The sequence below is a fragment of the Planctomycetota bacterium genome, assembly GCA_039819165.1.
Lineage (GTDB): Bacteria > Planctomycetota > Phycisphaerae > Phycisphaerales > UBA1924 > JAHCJI01.
Genome location: JBCBSM010000001.1, coordinates 2,429,270 through 2,444,323, shown reverse-complemented (window position 1 = coordinate 2,444,323; position 15,054 = coordinate 2,429,270). Strand labels below are relative to the sequence as shown.

At 71.2% G+C, this 15,054-nt stretch carries 14 protein-coding genes; 6 read left to right on the top strand and 8 right to left on the bottom strand.

Annotation, left to right across the window (positions count from 1 at the left end; translation table 11 throughout):
• Positions 1-5: 5 nt before the first annotated feature.
• Genes AAFX79_10700 through AAFX79_10690 form a run of 3 tightly spaced genes read right to left on the bottom strand, consistent with a single transcriptional unit; the run spans position 6 to position 1,782 of the window.
• Complete coding sequence (locus tag AAFX79_10700) at positions 6-326, bottom strand: hypothetical protein (protein MEO1009029.1); 321 nt, start codon at positions 324-326, stop codon at positions 6-8.
• Entirely contained in the window at positions 326-1,255 is a 930-nt protein-coding gene (locus AAFX79_10695) for a hypothetical protein (protein MEO1009028.1), read from the bottom strand. Before AAFX79_10695 ends, AAFX79_10700 begins: the two co-directional genes overlap by 1 nt.
• An 8-nt stretch (positions 1,256-1,263) precedes the next feature.
• Complete coding sequence (locus AAFX79_10690; GenBank protein ID MEO1009027.1) at positions 1,264-1,782, bottom strand: biopolymer transporter ExbD; 519 nt, start codon at positions 1,780-1,782, stop codon at positions 1,264-1,266.
• A gap of 86 nt (positions 1,783-1,868) precedes the next feature.
• On the opposite strand from AAFX79_10690, the gene AAFX79_10685 reads away from it, so the two are divergent.
• From AAFX79_10685 to AAFX79_10675, 3 genes are read left to right on the top strand one after another with little or no spacing between them, the layout of a single operon-like run.
• The gene (locus tag AAFX79_10685; GenBank protein MEO1009026.1) at positions 1,869-2,360 is read left to right on the top strand and encodes a bifunctional nuclease family protein; all 492 of its coding nucleotides are present in this window, start codon (positions 1,869-1,871) and stop codon (positions 2,358-2,360) included.
• Positions 2,360-3,658, top strand: a complete 1,299-nt coding sequence (gene truD, locus AAFX79_10680; GenBank protein MEO1009025.1) for a tRNA pseudouridine(13) synthase TruD — start codon at positions 2,360-2,362, stop codon at positions 3,656-3,658. The genes AAFX79_10685 and truD overlap by 1 nt, the downstream gene beginning before the upstream one ends.
• On the top strand, positions 3,655-4,293 hold the full coding sequence (locus AAFX79_10675; protein MEO1009024.1) for an HAD-IA family hydrolase: 639 nt from the start codon (positions 3,655-3,657) through the stop codon (positions 4,291-4,293). Before truD ends, AAFX79_10675 begins: the two co-directional genes overlap by 4 nt.
• 1 nt (position 4,294) lies before the next feature.
• Here AAFX79_10675 and AAFX79_10670 read toward each other — a convergent pair whose 3' ends face one another.
• Complete coding sequence (locus AAFX79_10670) at positions 4,295-5,164, bottom strand: class I SAM-dependent methyltransferase (GenBank protein ID MEO1009023.1); 870 nt, start codon at positions 5,162-5,164, stop codon at positions 4,295-4,297.
• Positions 5,165-5,209: 45 nt separating this feature from the next.
• Entirely contained in the window at positions 5,210-7,063 is a 1,854-nt protein-coding gene (locus AAFX79_10665) for an ABC transporter permease subunit (protein MEO1009022.1), read from the bottom strand.
• 259 nt (positions 7,064-7,322) lie between these two features.
• On the opposite strand from AAFX79_10665, the gene AAFX79_10660 reads away from it, so the two are divergent.
• The 3 genes from AAFX79_10660 to AAFX79_10650 all read left to right on the top strand — a co-directional run bounded on the left by AAFX79_10660 (position 7,323) and on the right by AAFX79_10650 (position 9,653).
• Positions 7,323-7,955, top strand: a complete 633-nt coding sequence (locus AAFX79_10660) for a DVUA0089 family protein (GenBank protein MEO1009021.1) — start codon at positions 7,323-7,325, stop codon at positions 7,953-7,955.
• 163 nt (positions 7,956-8,118) lie between these two features.
• The gene (locus AAFX79_10655; GenBank protein ID MEO1009020.1) at positions 8,119-8,856 is read left to right on the top strand and encodes a DVUA0089 family protein; all 738 of its coding nucleotides are present in this window, start codon (positions 8,119-8,121) and stop codon (positions 8,854-8,856) included.
• 128 nt (positions 8,857-8,984) lie between these two features.
• Complete coding sequence (locus AAFX79_10650; protein ID MEO1009019.1) at positions 8,985-9,653, top strand: GC-type dockerin domain-anchored protein; 669 nt, start codon at positions 8,985-8,987, stop codon at positions 9,651-9,653.
• Between the two features lie 96 nt (positions 9,654-9,749).
• Here the strand turns inward: AAFX79_10650 and AAFX79_10645 are convergent, their stop codons facing one another.
• The 3 genes from AAFX79_10645 to holA form a co-directional block, all read right to left on the bottom strand.
• Positions 9,750-12,320: an ATP-dependent Clp protease ATP-binding subunit gene (locus AAFX79_10645; protein MEO1009018.1), complete on the bottom strand. Its 2,571-nt coding sequence runs from the start codon at positions 12,318-12,320 to the stop codon at positions 9,750-9,752.
• A gap of 341 nt (positions 12,321-12,661) precedes the next feature.
• Positions 12,662-13,885 (bottom strand): hypothetical protein, encoded by a 1,224-nt coding sequence (locus tag AAFX79_10640; GenBank protein MEO1009017.1) that lies wholly within the window; start codon positions 13,883-13,885, stop codon positions 12,662-12,664.
• A gap of 75 nt (positions 13,886-13,960) precedes the next feature.
• The gene (gene holA, locus AAFX79_10635) at positions 13,961-14,983 is read right to left on the bottom strand and encodes a DNA polymerase III subunit delta (GenBank protein MEO1009016.1); all 1,023 of its coding nucleotides are present in this window, start codon (positions 14,981-14,983) and stop codon (positions 13,961-13,963) included.
• Between the last annotated feature and the right edge of the window lie 71 nt (positions 14,984-15,054).

Sequence of the window (15,054 nt, the reverse complement as noted above, 5' to 3'; positions counted from 1 at the left end):
TGCGGTCAGCCGGCGAGCCCGGCCGATCGCTCGAGCAACGCCCGCACCCGCGCGGCGCGGTACGCCTCGTCGGTGAACACCGAGAGCACCCGCGCCGGCGGTGCCTCGGTCCGCGCGTTCTCCGCGGTGAGCCTCAGCCGCGACTCGGGACGCCGCCCGTCGCCATCCTCGTCCGCCTCGGCCTCGCGCACGCCGAACCACTGCGGCTCCAGCGGCAGGACATCGGGCGCGGGCGGCGGCAGCGGCCCGATCGGCTCGGGCGCAATCGGCCCCTGCTGCAGGGCATGCAGCGCGACCAACACGAAGACCGTTGCGCCATGAATCATCAGAACCGAATCCTCATCCGCACGAGCAGCGGCTCGTCGCCCTCGACCATCGCCTCGATCCGCGCACCCATCGCCGTCCATTCGTACATCGCGTTGGTCAGCGACGCGTCGATGTCGCTCCGCCCCGTGCCCCGCCCCGGCGGGATCCGCGCCGAGATCACCCGACCACGGTAATCGAAGAACAGCTCCACCAGCGGGCTCGGAGGACGGCCGATGAACCGCTGCAGATCGGTCAGCTCCAGCCGCGACGTGTTGATGCGGAGCCCCTCGGCGGCGACCACCCGCCCCAGCTGCGCCCGCTCGATCTCCACCGTGCGGCTCGTCGCGTCGGCCTCGCGGTCATCCTCGATGCCCGGGCTGCCCTCGCCCTCGCCGTCATCCCCGGTCTGGGACGTCGACTCGGGCCGCGGCGTCGATTCGGCGGCCTCCGCCTCGCGGGCGGCCTCCCGCGCCGCGTCCCGGGCGCGCTCCGCAGCCTCCGCCCGCGCCGCCGCGAACCGGCCACGCAGCTGCGCGATGAGCTCGCCCGCGTCGCCCACCATCCGCGACATCGCTTCGGCGACTTCGGCCTCGCTGAACGCCGGCGGCTGCGGCTCCGATGCCGCTGCCGCGCTCGCCTCGTCGTCCCGTGCCTCCCCCTCGGCCCTGGTCAGCGGCGACTGCTCGGTCGTCGAGAGCCGAGCCGAGTGCGGCGTGGGCGTCTCGAAGCCCAGCCACGTCGGCGTCACAGCCTCGCTGCGATCGATGCCCAGCTTGATGGGGATCTCCGGCCCGCTCGCGTTCGCGCTGGCGGCCATCGCCGCTGCGTCGGCCCGCTGCCACACGAGCACCGCCAGGGCCACGTGCGCCAGCACGCTCACGGGCACCGCCACCGCCCACCGGCCGGCGGCCGCACCCCGCTCGGCACCCCTGTTGGCACCCCTGGCCATGCCCAATGCTACGAACCGGGCCCGCCGGGCTGTTCGCCGCCGGGGTCGCCGGCCCGCTCGCCGGTGGACGCCGACGGCCGACCCACGAGTTCGACCGCCCCGAAGCCCTCGGCACGGATCGCGTCCAGCACCCGCAGCATGGCCCCCGAAGCCCCCGATTCGTCGACTTCCAACCGGATGGGCGGGTCGCCCCCACCGGCCCCGACGATCGCGTCCCGCTCTTCCCGCACGGCCCCGGCCAGGGCCCCCCGCGTGGACTGCGGCAGCGGATTGCCCGCCTCGCCCGACGGGCCGACCTCCCGCCCCGCCACGAAGACCATCCCCGCACGGTCGACCGCCACGATCACCGCCCGCGGCGGCGCGTCGCCCCCGCCCGCGCCCAGGACCGGCAGGTCCAGCTCCACCACGCTCACGCGCGTCAGCAGCACGATCGAGAACACGAAGAACGTCAGCAGCAGGAACACCACGTCGATGAGCGGCGCCATCTCCACCCGGGGCTCGCCGCTCGTGCGTCGGACGCGCAGCACGCGGGATGGTACGGCCGCCGTTGACCCCCCCGCGCCGGCGGCCTTCGATCCCCCACGGGCCCGCACCCCGCGGGCAGGAGGCGGCAATGGCGGTGCGCATGGAACTCGCCCGGATCCTCATCCGCGAGCTCACCGATTACCAGGTCATCGAGCTCCGCGAGGTCGCCGACAACGGCGCCGCGGACGACGACCTCCGCAGCTTCCCCATCGTCATCGGCCTGCCCGAGGCCCAGGCCATCGAGCGCCGCCTCAGCGGCGTGCCCGTCAAGCGGCCGCAGACCCACGACCTGCTCGCCTCGGTCCTCGAGCACCTCGGCGCCGCCCTCGAGTCGGTCGCCATCACCGACCTGGCCGACCACACCTTCTTCGCGGTCCTCAACGTCCGCGACGAGTCGGGCGACCTGGTCGCCATCGACGCCCGCCCCAGCGACGCCATCGCGCTCGGCGTCGCCACCGGCGTACCCATCGAGGTCGCCGAGCACGTCCTCGCCTCGGCCACCGAGCCCCCCACCATGGACATGGGCCAGGAGTTCGAACTCGACGACGAGGACGACGACGAACCCCAGCCGCCGTTCTGATGCAGGACGACCCGCCGCAAGGCCCCGCCAGCCCGACCGCAGCAGGAATCGCCGCGACGTATCGCACCGCGGGCGTCACCCCCGTCGGCGGCGTCATCAAGCAGCGCCCCGAGGACTTCCTCGTCGAGGAGCTGCCCCTCTACGCACCCACCGGCGAGGGCGAGCACCTCATGATGCTCGTCGAGAAGCGGGACATGTCCACCCTCCAGATGGCCCGCGTGCTCGCCAACCACTTCGGCGTCCGCCCCCGGGACGTCGGCTACGCCGGCCTCAAGGACAAGCGCGCCATCACCCGCCAGCACGCCACCGTGCACGTGCCCGGCAGGCGGCCCGAGGACTTCCCGTCCCTCCGCCACGACCGCGTCACGATCCTCTGGATCGATCGCCACGCCAGCAAGATCCGCCGAGGCCACCTCGAGGGCAACGGCTTCTCCATCCGCATCCGCCAGACACAGATGCAGCACGCCCTGCACGCCCACAAGGCCCTGGCCATCCTCGCCCGCCGCGGCGCCGCCAACGCCTTCGGCCCGCAGCGCTTCGGCACGCTGGGCGCCAACCACCTCGTGGGCCGCGCCCTGGTCACCGGCGATCTTCAGGCCGCCTGCGACCTGCTGCTGGGTCCGGTCGAGGGCCACGAGCCCGACGAATCCCGCACCCTCTACGCCCAGGGCAACCTCCGCGACGCCCTGCACGCGCTGCCCGCCTCCGCCGACGGCGAACGCCGCGTGCTCAATGCGCTCGCCCAGGGCTCGCCGCCGCCGCGGGCAATCTGGTCCCTCGGCAAGACCGAGCTGGCCTTCCTGTGCAGCGCGCTGCAGTCCTGGGTCTTCAACGCCGTGCTCCGCCGGCGACTGGCCGAGGGCAGCCTCGACACTCTCCGCGAGGGCGACGTCGCGGCCGTGCACGCCGCGCGGCAGACCACCTTCGTCGCCGACGCCGACGAGCTCGCCAAGCCCGAGCTCGAGGCCCGTCTCGATCGCGTCGAGGTCAGCCCCACCGGACCGATGTGGGGACCCGCCATGCGCCGCGCCACCGGCGCCACCGGCGAAATGGAACGCGCCGCCCTGCACGACGCCGGCATCACCCTCGAGCAGCTCGACGCCTTCGCCGCCCGCAACCCCCGGCTCATCGACGGCGCACGGCGGCCCCTCCGCGTCCCGCTGCGCAACCCCGACGCCGAGGGCGGCGCCGACGAGCACGGTGTCTACGTCCGCTGCGCCTTCGAGCTGCCCCGCGGCGCCTTCGCCACCGAGGTCATTCGCGAGATCATCAAGCCCGAGCCGGATCCATCGCCGTGACCCCGATCGACGCAGACCGCGTCCGCGTGGTGTGCCTCGACTGGGGCGGCGTGCTGCTCCGCATCTGCCGCGGCTGGGAGGAGGGCTGCGCCGCCGCCGGCATCGAGGTGCGCGGCGGCAGCGCCGACGACCACCTCCGCGCACAGCGACACGCACTCGCACTCCGCTACCACGCCGGCGAGCTGAGCTGCGGCGACTTCTTCGCCCGCGTCGCCGAGGCCACCCCGGGCTACGACGCCAGCGAGATCACCCGCATCCACGATGCCTGGCTGCTCGGCGAGTACGACGGCGCGCGGGCGCTCGTCGAGGACCTCCGAGCCGCCCCGGGCATCACCACCGCGCTGCTGAGCAACACCAACCACCGCCACTGGGCCCGCCGCGACGAGTTCGCCGCCGCCGGCATGCTCCGCCACCAGGTCGCCAGCCACCTTCTGGGCGTCGCCAAGCCCGACGAGGCCATCTACCGCGCCCTGGAACGCACGACCGACGCCTCCGGAGACCAGATCGCCTTCTTCGACGACACCGCCGAGAACGTCGACGCCGCCCGCGCGCTGGGCTGGCAGGCCGTCCACGTCGACCACGCCGGCGATCCGCCCGCGCAGATCCGCGCCGCCCTCGCCGGCTTGCTCACCTAGCTCAGCCGCGGAGCGCCCGCGCGCGGAGCGTCGCCCGCTCGCCCTCGAGCAGCGGTGGGAGGTGCGCCGGGCGGTGCAGCGGGTCCACCGCTGCGTCGTAGGCCCGCCCCGCGCGGCCCAGCGCCTGGATCTCCTGCCAGAAATCGAGATTCTCGAGCACCATCGTCGCCCCGCCGGGCGTGCTCGTCGGATCGCCCACTTCCGGCTTCCTCAGCAGCGTGATGCAGTCGATCATTGCCCGATCGTTCGGTCCGCCCTTGGTGCACAGCTCCTGCAGCGGCACCCCCAGGCCCGCCGCCACCGCGCGAGATCGAACCCCCGCCGCGTCCGCGCTCGTCGCCCGCCAGTGCGTCGGCGACACCGCCGGCTTGCCCTCACGTCCCACGAACGCCCCCAGGTTGCTGTGATGCAGGAACGCAAAGCCGCCGGGCCGCAGCACCCGCGCCATCTCTCGCAGGTAGGAGCCGAGCGCCTCGATCTCGGCGTGCACCAGGCTGTCGTAGCTGAAGACGAAGTCCACCGGCCCGCGCACCCGTGCCGCGTCGCCCGAGAACGTCCAGCCATCACCCAGCACCGGCCGCACCCGCTGCCCGAAGCGCGCAACGCACGCGTCGAGGCAGCCCTCGTCCAGGTCCAGCAGCGTCGCCTCCCGAGCGTGGTCCAGCAGGAATCGCGTCCACCGGCCGTGTCCGGGGCCGATCTCCAGCACGTGCGCCCGCTCGGGCAGTGCCGCAAGGATCGGCATCAGCCGCGGCAGCAGGATGCCGTGCCACCACCGCGCGCTGCCGCCCGCTAGCGTCGACCACTCGTCGCCGCCCTCGCGCCACGCGTGGCTCGCCCATCGCCGCTTGTTCTCGGCCACCGTCGGCATGGCTCGATGCAACCCTCCGCGCCGCCCACCGGCGCGCCCGCCGCGCTAGTTCGTGCCAGCCAGCTTCCGCACGGTCATGTCGAATCGCTTGACCATCTGCGCGTGGATGCTCCACACCGCCAGCAGGTGCGCGATGGCCGACAACGCCGTGCCCGAGAGCAACGCCACCCGTGCCGTCGTCAGCGGCGATTGCCCGCCCGCGTCCAGCGTCTCGAACATCCCCGGCTCGACCTCGATCATCGCGAACACCGCCGCGTACGGGCTCAGCCCCGCCAGCACCGGCCCGACCACCGGAATCTCCGCGCCCGCGTTCAGCCCGCAGCCACCCGCGATCGCCGCCACCAGGAACACCACGATCACCGCGCCCACCACCGACGCGATCGCGCCCTTGCTCTTCAACGACCAGTGCAGCCCGATCATCACGCACAGCGCCAGGAAGGGCCCGGCCGTCAACGCCAGCAGCAGCCCCGCCTCGTGCAGCACCACCGGCACCGGGAAGCCCAGCGCCGCCCCCGTCGGCACCGTCGAGCCCGCCGCCAGCGAGTGCAACCCCGCCAGCAGCAGCGTGACCACCGGCACCGACAGCATCGGCAGCAGGTACGCCACGAGCCCCCGCAGCTTCCCGCCCAAGTACTCGCCCGGCGTGATCGGCGTGGTCAGCAGCAGATCGAGCGTGCCGTCCTCCCGCTCGCGGCTGATCGCCGTCGCCGACATGTTGATCGCGATCAGCATCGTCACCGCCAGCTCGACCAGCACCAGCACCAGCAGCGCGAGCTGGTAGTCCGCCGCTCCCATCGATCCCGCGGCGAACAGCCCCACCAGCGTCGCGCCCAGTCCGATGCCCAGCACGATGAACGCCCACCGCGCCACGATCCGCCCCAGCGTCGCGTTCCGCGCCGCGGCCTCCCGCCACGCGATCGGGTTGTGCCACACCAGCCGCGAGGGCCTCGTATCTTCGCTACCACCACCACCGCCGCCCAGGCCCAGCATCCGCCGGTACCACGGCGTGCCGCCGACGGCCCGAGCCCCCACGAGCCCGCCGCTGCGGACCGTCGCCGTCGAAGCCACCACTAGCACCAGGCTCAGCCCCACCGACAGGGAGACCCAGGCCGTCACCGGCGACTCGAGGAAGAACGCCGCCAGCCCGCCCAGCGTGCCCTCGGGCGCCCGTGGATAGGTCGTCGGATTCAGCAGCGATCGCAGCGCCAGGAACGGGTTGATGCCCGTCATCCAGGTCACGCCGTCGCCGCCGCCCGCGCCCCAGCCCCGCTGCCGTAGCCACGCGTCGATGCCCGCGGTCACCCCCAGGTAGGTCACCACCGCGACGTAGAACGCGAACACCGCCCGCCGGCCCGCCACCCGGCTGACCGCCAGTGCGATCGCGATGGTCCCTACCAGCACCGCCGCCGCCCCCGCCACCACGTAGCTCGCCAGGATGCTCGACCCCGGCACGCCCCCGAAGTACTGCGTCAGCGCGAACAGCGGCAGGCTCGCGAACAGCAGCGCCAGCACGAAGAACAGCCGCCCCAGCAGGTTGCCAAGCACGATCTGGAGCTTGCCCAGCGGCGTGGTCAGCAGCACCTCCCACGTCCGAGGGCTGGCCTCCTGGGCGATCGCACCGGCCATGAACACCGGCGCCAGCACGCAGATCAGAAGGATCTGCAGGTAGGCCACGTACGAGAACGTCGACGCCCCCGCCTCGGCCAGCTCCCGAAAACTTGCCGAACCGCCCCCGCCGGTCTGCACCAGCAGCGTCCACAGCATCACCAGGACAAGCAGCGCGAGGTAGGCCGACCGCACGTACATGTGCCGCGACCGCCGGGAGCCATTCTCCACCAGCCGCACCGCGATCGGGTTGAGGGGGCCGAGCCGCAGCAGCCACCGCAGAAAAACGGGCATGGCGGCATCATAACGGCCCTCCAGGCCCGCGAGGAAGGCCCGCCACAACCCGCCGCAGACCTTCAACACCGCCGCCCGTCACAGCGCGTTCTCGGAACATAACGATTCCGAGAACAGCAAGGAAAACATCGGAAATTTCCCGAGCACACAGCCTTCTGGCTTGCATTGGCCCGCGGATCCGCCCATACTGGGCCCATTCCGTCCGCGTGCCGGGGAGGGCTCGCGCGGAGTCCATTCGTTCCTCATAGGGGAGACAGACATGCGCACCACTGCTACCGCCGTCGCGGTGCTCGCCGCGGCGGGCATCGCCAACGCCCAGGTTTGGGATGAAGTCGGCGATGCCGGCCAGGACGGCATCGCCGCCGCCCAGGAGACCGTCGGCGTGGGCTCGCTGACCGCCATCAACGGCACACTCGGCACCGATGTTGACCTGTACGCCATCATGATCACCGACGTCGACGCGTTCACCGCTTCGACCGTCGATAGCGCGGGCTTCGACACCCAGCTGTTCCTCTTCGCCGCCGACGGCACCGGCATCACCGAGAACGACGACGATTCCATCAGTGGCTCGCTCCAGTCGGTCCTCAACAGCGACGGCCTCATCGCCACCGGTAGCGGCCCCGGCCTCTACTACGTCGCCGTCACCGAGTTCAACCAGGACCCGCTCGACGCCGACGGCATCGACATGTTCGGCTTCGACACCTGGCCCGGCAGCGGCGACCAGCGCTCGCCCGTCTCGGCCCTCGCCCTGGACACCTGGGACGGCGCCAGCTTCGGCTCCGGCGGCGACTACACCATCGCCCTCACCGGTGCCGGATTCGCCATCCCCTCGCCGGCCTCGCTCGCCCTCCTGGGCATGGGCGGCCTGCTGGCCTCGCGCCGCCGCCGATAACGCGACCGCGCAACACCACGCAATGCACGAAACACCCCGGCAACGGGGTGTTTTCGTGCGCCACGCCGCGATCCCCGCCGCAGCACGCCGGTACGCTTCCGCCATACGCCCACCCGCTGGGTCGCACACCGGCACGACTCCGCAACGAGAGAGAGTGACAGCCATGAAGACCACCACGACGATCGCCGCCATCACCCTCGCCGCCGGTCTGGCGCACGCTCAGGAGTGGAACGAGATCGACGACGCCGGCCAGGACGGCATCGGCGACGCCCAGACCACCGACGGCTCCGGACCGTTGACCACCATCAACGGCACACTCGCCACCGACGTCGACCTCTACGCCTTCATCATCACCGACCTCGACGACTTCTCCGCCAGCACCGACGGCGGAGCCAGCTTCGACACCCAGCTATTCCTCTTCGACGACGAGGGCCTGGGCGTCACCGAGAACGACGACGACATCACCACCGGCACCCTCCAGTCATTCCTCAACGGCGACGGCCCCATCGCCGCCGGCCTCGACGCCGGCGTCTACTACCTCGCCATCAGCGGCTTCAACAACGACCCCCTCGACTCGGCGGGGGTCGACATGTTCGGCTTCGACACCTGGCCGGGCCGGGGCGACCAGCGACAGCCCGTCTCCACCCTCGAGCTCGTCAACTGGGACGGCTCGGCCTTCGGCACCGGCGGCAGCTACACCATCACCCTCACCGGCGCCAGCTTCCTCACCACCTGCTTCGTCGACTTCGATCGCGACGGCGAGCTCACCATCTTCGACTTCCTGGGCTTCCAGAACGCCTTCGACGCCGGCGACCTCGCCGCCGACTGCGACGAGGACGGCGAGCTCACGCTCTTCGACTTCCTCTGCTTCCAGAACCTCTTCGACGTCGGCTGCGAGTAAGCCTCAGATGCGGACACCGTGCACCACCGAAGAATGATCCTTGATGTTCGCCGCTCATGCCGTCGCTTGAAAGAACAGAACGGACCGAGCCCGCCCGAGAGAACCCCGCCACGCATGAGAACCACCCCATGAAGAGCACGAGCATCGCGATCGCCGCCCTGTTGCTGTCCGGCGGCGCCGCATCCGCCCAGATCGACTTCGAGGAACGCCTCGAGGGCGAGCCCATCGATACCCAGTTCGCCGATCTGGGCATCACCTTCTCCACCGGCCGCGGCACCGCCTCGATCAGCAACTGGCAGACGTACTTTGGCACGCTGTCGATCTGCAACGCCACGCAGGGCGGCCTCGGCCTCGACCGCGACCTCACGCTCATCATGGAGTTCGACCCGCCCCTCAGCCACATCGAGTTCGACTGGCACACGGCGGGCATGCCGGGCTCGGACTCTCCAATCCGCTTCTACGCGGGTGGTACGCTCGTCGACGACGACCTGCTCCCCCAGACCGGGGACGACTGGCAGCGCGGCGTCGCCTTCGATGGGCTCGATTCGGTCGATCGCATCGAGATCGACTCCGGCGGCGGCTCGCTCTGGCTCTTCAGCATCGACAACATCTCGTTCGGCGTGCTGGACTGCTTCGCGAACTTCGACCGCGACGGCGAACTCACCCTCTTCGATTTCCTGGGCTTCCAGAACGCCTTCGACGCCGGCGACCCCGCCGCCGACTGCGACGAGGACGGCGAGCTCACGCTCTTCGACTTCCTCTGCTTCCAGAACCTCTTCGACGTCGGCTGCGAGTAACCACGACGAACGCCCGCCACACCACAACGAACGCAGCCCGGCCATCCGAAGATGACCGGGCCTACGCCGCTCCCCGTGCTCAATACGCCGTGACGCCTAGGTCGATTCGACCCCCGCCGACACCGGCTGGTCGCCGTTGCCCTGCGGCTGGTCGCCGTCGTCCTCGCCGTCCGAGCCGCCCTCGTCGGGCCGCGCTTCGGCGGTAAAGAACAGGTTCTCGTCCTCGCCCTTGCGGGTCACCTTCACGGTGGTCCGCCCCGAGATCTCGCCGCTGAGCAGCATCTCGCTGAGCGGATCCTCGATGTACTGCCCGATCGCGCGGCGCAGCGGCCGCGCGCCGAAGTCGGGGTTGTACCCCTTGTCGATCAAGAAGTCCTTGGCCGGCTGGTCCAGCTCCATCACGATGTCCTGCACGCGGAGCCGGTCGGCCACCTTCTTAACCTCGTACTCGATGATCTGCACCAGGTCGTCGCGATTGAGCGGCCGGAACACGATCGTGTCATCCAGGCGGTTGATGAATTCGGGGCGGAAGAACCGCTCGATTTCCTTCATCAGGATGCCCTTGATGTTGTCGTAGTCCACGTCCGCGGTCCGCTTCTGGAAGCCGAAGCCGCCGCCGCCCTTGATCAGGTCCGCACCGATATTGCTGGTCATGATCATGACCGTGTTGCGGAAGTCCACGTTGCGGCCGAACGAGTCGGTCAGGCGGCCTTCCTCCATGATCTGCAGCAGCATGTTGAACACGTCGGGGTGGGCCTTCTCGACCTCATCCAGCAGCACGACCGAGTACGGCCGCCGCCGGATCCGCTCGGTGAGCTGGCCGCCCTCCTCGTACCCGACGTAGCCCGGAGGCGCACCGATCAGCCGGCTGACGTTGTGCTTCTCCATGTACTCGCTCATGTCCAGGTGCACGAGGGCCTCCTCGTCGCCGAACATGAACTCCGCAAGGGCCTTGCTCAGCAGCGTCTTGCCGACGCCGCTGGGCCCCACGAAGATGAACGAGCCCATCGGCCGCTTCGGATCCTTCAGCCCGGCGCGAGCCCGGCGGATCGCACGCGACACCGCCTTGATGGCCTCCTCCTGGCTGATGACCTTCTTGTGCAGCTCGTCCTCGAGCTTGAGCAGGCGGTCGGCCTCCTCGCTCTCCAGCCGCTGCAGCGGCACCCCGGTCATGCTCGACACCACCTCGGCGATGATGTCCTCGTCCACCGTGCCGTCGATCTCCTTGCTCTTCTCGCGCCAGGACTTCTGGATCTCCTCCTTCTTCTTGCGGAGCTGCTCGGCCTGGTCGCGGAGTTCGGCGGCCCGCTCGTAGTCCGCGGCCTTGACGGCCTCGTCCTTATCCACGCCCAACCGCTCGATCTCGCTCTCGATCTCGGCCAGATCTGGCGGCTTGCTCATGCTCTTGATCCGGACACGCGCGCCCGCCTCGTCGATCACGTCGATCGACTTGTCGGGCTGCACCCGCCCCGAGATGTACCGACCGCTCAGCTCCACGGCCGAACGCACGGCGTCGTCGGTGATCCGCACGCGGTGGTGCTGCTCGTAGCGATCCCGCAGCCCCTTGATGATCTCGACGGTCTGCTCGTCGTTGGGCGGGTCCACCGGGATCGACTGGAACCGTCGCGCGAGCGCCGCGTCCTTCTCGATGTACTTGCGGTACTCGTCGAACGTGGTCGCGCCGATGCACTGGATCTCGCCGCGAGCCAACGCCGGCTTGAGCACGTTGCTGGCGTCGATGGCGCCCTCGGCCCCGCCCGCACCCACCAGCGTGTGCAGCTCGTCGATGAACAGGATCACGTTCTTGGCGCGGCGAACCTCGTTCATCACCGCCTTGATCCGCTCCTCGAACTGCCCGCGGTACTTCGTGCCGGCGACCATCATCGCAAGGTCGAGCACCACGATCCGCTTCTCGTGCAGGATCTCGGGCACGTCGCCGCTGATGATCCGCTGCGCCATGCCCTCGACGATGGCCGTCTTGCCGACGCCCGCCTCGCCCAGCAGCACCGGGTTGTTCTTCGTCCGGCGGCACAGGATCTGCACCACGCGCTCGATCTCGTTCGCCCGGCCGATCACCGGATCCAGCGAACTCTCCTTGGCCAGCTCGGTCAAGTCGCGGCCGAAGCTGTCGAGCGCCGGCGTGCGGCTCTTGCCGCGGCGGCCGCCCTCGGCCTGTCCGCCACCCGAGACGCCCGCGCCGGCGTAGCCCTCCTCGCTGCCGCCCTCGCCCGACGCGCCGAGCAGGTTGAGCACCTCCTCGCGGACCTCCTCGAGCTTGAGCCCCAGGTTCCGCAGCACCTGCGCCGCCACGCCGTCCTGCTCGCGCAGCAGGCCCAGCAGCAGGTGCTCGGTGCCCACGTAGTTGTGGTTGAGGCTCCGGGCCTCCTCGATCGCGTACTCGATGACCTTCTTCGCCCGCGGCGTCTGGGGCAGCTTGCCCATCGTCACCATCTCGGGGCCGGCCTTCACGAGCTTCTCGACCTCGAGGCGGACCTTCCGCAGGTCCACGTCCAGGTTCTTGAGCACGTTGGCCCCGACGCCGGAGCCCTCCTTCACGAGCCCGAGCAGGATGTGCTCGGTCCCGATGTACTCATGATTCAGGCGCTGGGCTTCCTGGTTGGCCAGCCCCATCACCTTGCGGGCTCGGTCGGTAAACCGCTCGAACATGCCGAACCTCCAGCCGGATCAGACCCGACCAGGGCCCAATCCATATCGCCGCCCGCGGCTCTCCACCCGGACGGGCCGCCGACGCTCACCGAGCACCAAGCCCCGATCGCACCGGCCTGTTCCGGGCTATCGGCAGCATCCGCCGTGCCAATTGCCCAATCTCATCTCGCGGCCCCCACGGGCCAGGACCCATCCGAGAACCACCCAGGATCGCCCCAGGCCGTCTCCAAAAGAGCGCCGCTGCCACCAAGGACGCCCCATCCCTGCCAGCCCGGCAGGCCCCGCCATCGCGGAACCCAGACCTACCGGAGGCACGGTACGACGTAGATCTATAGCGATGCCTACCGGGCCCGCGTCGGCTCGACCGCCAGCCGAGGGTCCGCCACCACCTCGATGGGGATCACTCGCTCGTCCACCGAGTCGTCGGCCAGGTCCCGCAGGATCACCTTCAACTGGTACCGCCCCACCGTCAGCGACGACGGCAGCTCGATCAGCGTGCCCAGGTGCATCTCCCGACGCCGCCGATCGCTGCGATCCACCACGATCTCCTCGGGCTGCCGCCACGCCAGCATCGAGCCCCGCTCGTTGAACAGCCGCAGCTCCAGCCCGAGCTTCACCTCGTAGGCCCCCAGCTCGCCGTCGCCCGCTTCGGGCGACGCCGGCGCATTCACGAAACGGGCCGGCTCGGTGTACACCAGCGCCCGCGCGGGCCGACCGGCGACGAACCGGTTCGACGCCATCGGCGTGTACGACCCGTAGCCGCGGATCTCGCGGGCGAGCGCCACGTCGGCGATCCGCACCGACAGCACCTGCCCCAGCTCGACGTCCGCCTCGCGGATCGCCTCGGACACCCGGTCTGGCGCGTCCCGACGCGCCGCCGCCCAGAGCGCGTGCATCACCGGCTCCAGGGCCCCCATCAGCCGACGCTCGGCGGGGTTCATCGACTGTCCGGCCGTCGCGCCGTCGTCCACGCCCGCGTACGAACGCACCGCCTGCGAAAGCACCCACGCCGAGAGCGCCAGCTCCGGATCGCCCGCGTCGGCCTCCAGCTTGTCCAGCATCGCCCGCACCGCATCGACCGGCTGGGGCGCCACGGGGGCTTCGCCAGCGTCCGCGACCTCGGCCTCCACGGCGGCGATGTCGCTCGGCACCTCGCCGCCGCCCGTTGTCTCGCCCGCGGCGTCCCGCCGGGCGTCGTCGTCGGCGCCCCAGCGATCAATGGCCGACCGTGTCGGCGTCGCACCGCCCGCGTCGTCGTTACCCCGCTGCGGCGACCCCAGCGAACCCTCGGCGAACAGCGCCGCCAGGTCGTCCGCCGAGCGCCGCGCCGCCGCCGCCAGTGAGTCTTCGGAGTCGCCCGCGGCGGATTCCTGCGGTTGCGATGCAGGCGGCGAGGGCGCCGCAACCCGCGCAGGCTCATCGGCGAGATCCTCGAGCGCGGCGCTCGGGCCGGAATTACCGACGCCAGCCCCCCCGTTGGCGGCGCACCCGGCCAGCAGCGGGCCCGCGCTCACCGCGGCGAGCAGCACCACCAACAGCACAAATAGACGCGGACACTTCGGCACGGCCGTCCTCCGACGCACAGGGAACGCGGCGCAACGCCCGGCGCGCACGCCGGTTCCGCGAAGGGGCTCCGCCCCTCACCGTGCATCGGCGCGGCCGCCGACGGCGCTTGCGATTTCGATGCACAGCGCCTCGAGCGCCAGCCGCGCGGGCGTGCCCCGCTTGGCCGACGCGTCGGCCTCGCAGGCACGCTCGTGCAGCCGAGCACACCCCGCCGCACCCAGCCGCCGCGCCGCCCCCACCACGGCCGCCCCCTTCTGCTGGGGCCAGAGCTTGAGGTGCTTGGCGATCACGCCCTCCGGCGTACCACCCTCGGCCATCCGCGCCGCCGTCGCCAGCACCCGCGTCAGGTCCACGCACGCCCACAGCGCGGGGACGGCCCGATCCCGCGGCGCGTGCCCCATCCACAGCTCGACGTAGCCCAGCGCCCGCGCCGGGTCGCCCGTGAGCAGCTCATCCTGCAGCGGCCAGGGCTTCTCGGCCTCCCGCGTCGACGCCACCAGCGACCGCACAGCCTCCGGCGTGATCGAGCCCTCGCCGCCGCACTCGATCGCCAGCTTCGCCAGTTCGCCGTCCAGCCGCGCCAGGTCGGTCCCCACCAGGTCCACCAGCAGCCACGCCGCCTGGGCCGGCAGCGTCACGCCGTGCGCAGACTCCGCCCGCCCCGTCGCCCACCGCGCCGCCGTCTCGGGCGTGGACGCCTTGCAGTCCACCACCGCGCCGACCTTCTCCACCGCCTTGTCCAGCCGCCCCGGCCGCCACGCCTCGGCCCGCAGCACCAGCGTGGTCCGCTCCTCGGGCTCCGCGGCGTACTTCTCCAGGCCCGGCCGCGTCCGCTCGCGGACGAACCTGTCCGCCGCGTCCACCACCACCAGCTTGTGCACCGGCAGCAGCCCCAGGCTGCGGCACTCGTCGAGCACGTCGCCCAGCTCGGCCGACTCCCCCTCGAACCGCACGGTCTGCACGTCCAGCCCCGTCCGCCCGGCCACCATCTCCTGGAGTTGCTCGAAGTAGTGCTGCCTTAGAAAGGCATCGGGCCCCTTGAGGACGACCACCCGCTCGCCGCCGTCCAGGGCCCTGGTTGCCGCACGCCGCGCCATCGCCGCACGATATGCCGCATCGCGCCGAGTTGTGCTCCACCACACCGCACCCGACCGCGACCGCCCGCCCG

Excerpts from the sequence above, each read along its gene's own strand:
- AAFX79_10700 (MEO1009029.1), bottom strand. The coding sequence starts at position 326 with ATGATTCATGGCGCAACGGTCTTCGTGTTGGTCGCGCTGCATGCCCTG.
- AAFX79_10695 (MEO1009028.1), bottom strand. The coding sequence starts at position 1,255 with ATGGCCAGGGGTGCCAACAGGGGTGCCGAGCGGGGTGCGGCCGCCGGC.
- AAFX79_10685 (MEO1009026.1), top strand. The coding sequence starts at position 1,869 with ATGGCGGTGCGCATGGAACTCGCCCGGATCCTCATCCGCGAGCTCACC.
- truD (MEO1009025.1), top strand. The coding sequence starts at position 2,360 with ATGCAGGACGACCCGCCGCAAGGCCCCGCCAGCCCGACCGCAGCAGGA.
- AAFX79_10670 (MEO1009023.1), bottom strand. The coding sequence starts at position 5,164 with ATGCCGACGGTGGCCGAGAACAAGCGGCGATGGGCGAGCCACGCGTGG.
- AAFX79_10665 (MEO1009022.1), bottom strand. The coding sequence starts at position 7,063 with ATGCCCGTTTTTCTGCGGTGGCTGCTGCGGCTCGGCCCCCTCAACCCG.
- AAFX79_10660 (MEO1009021.1), top strand. The coding sequence starts at position 7,323 with ATGCGCACCACTGCTACCGCCGTCGCGGTGCTCGCCGCGGCGGGCATC.
- AAFX79_10655 (MEO1009020.1), top strand. The coding sequence starts at position 8,119 with ATGAAGACCACCACGACGATCGCCGCCATCACCCTCGCCGCCGGTCTG.
- AAFX79_10650 (MEO1009019.1), top strand. The coding sequence starts at position 8,985 with ATGAAGAGCACGAGCATCGCGATCGCCGCCCTGTTGCTGTCCGGCGGC.
- AAFX79_10645 (MEO1009018.1), bottom strand. The coding sequence starts at position 12,320 with ATGTTCGAGCGGTTTACCGACCGAGCCCGCAAGGTGATGGGGCTGGCC.
- holA (MEO1009016.1), bottom strand. The coding sequence starts at position 14,983 with ATGGCGCGGCGTGCGGCAACCAGGGCCCTGGACGGCGGCGAGCGGGTG.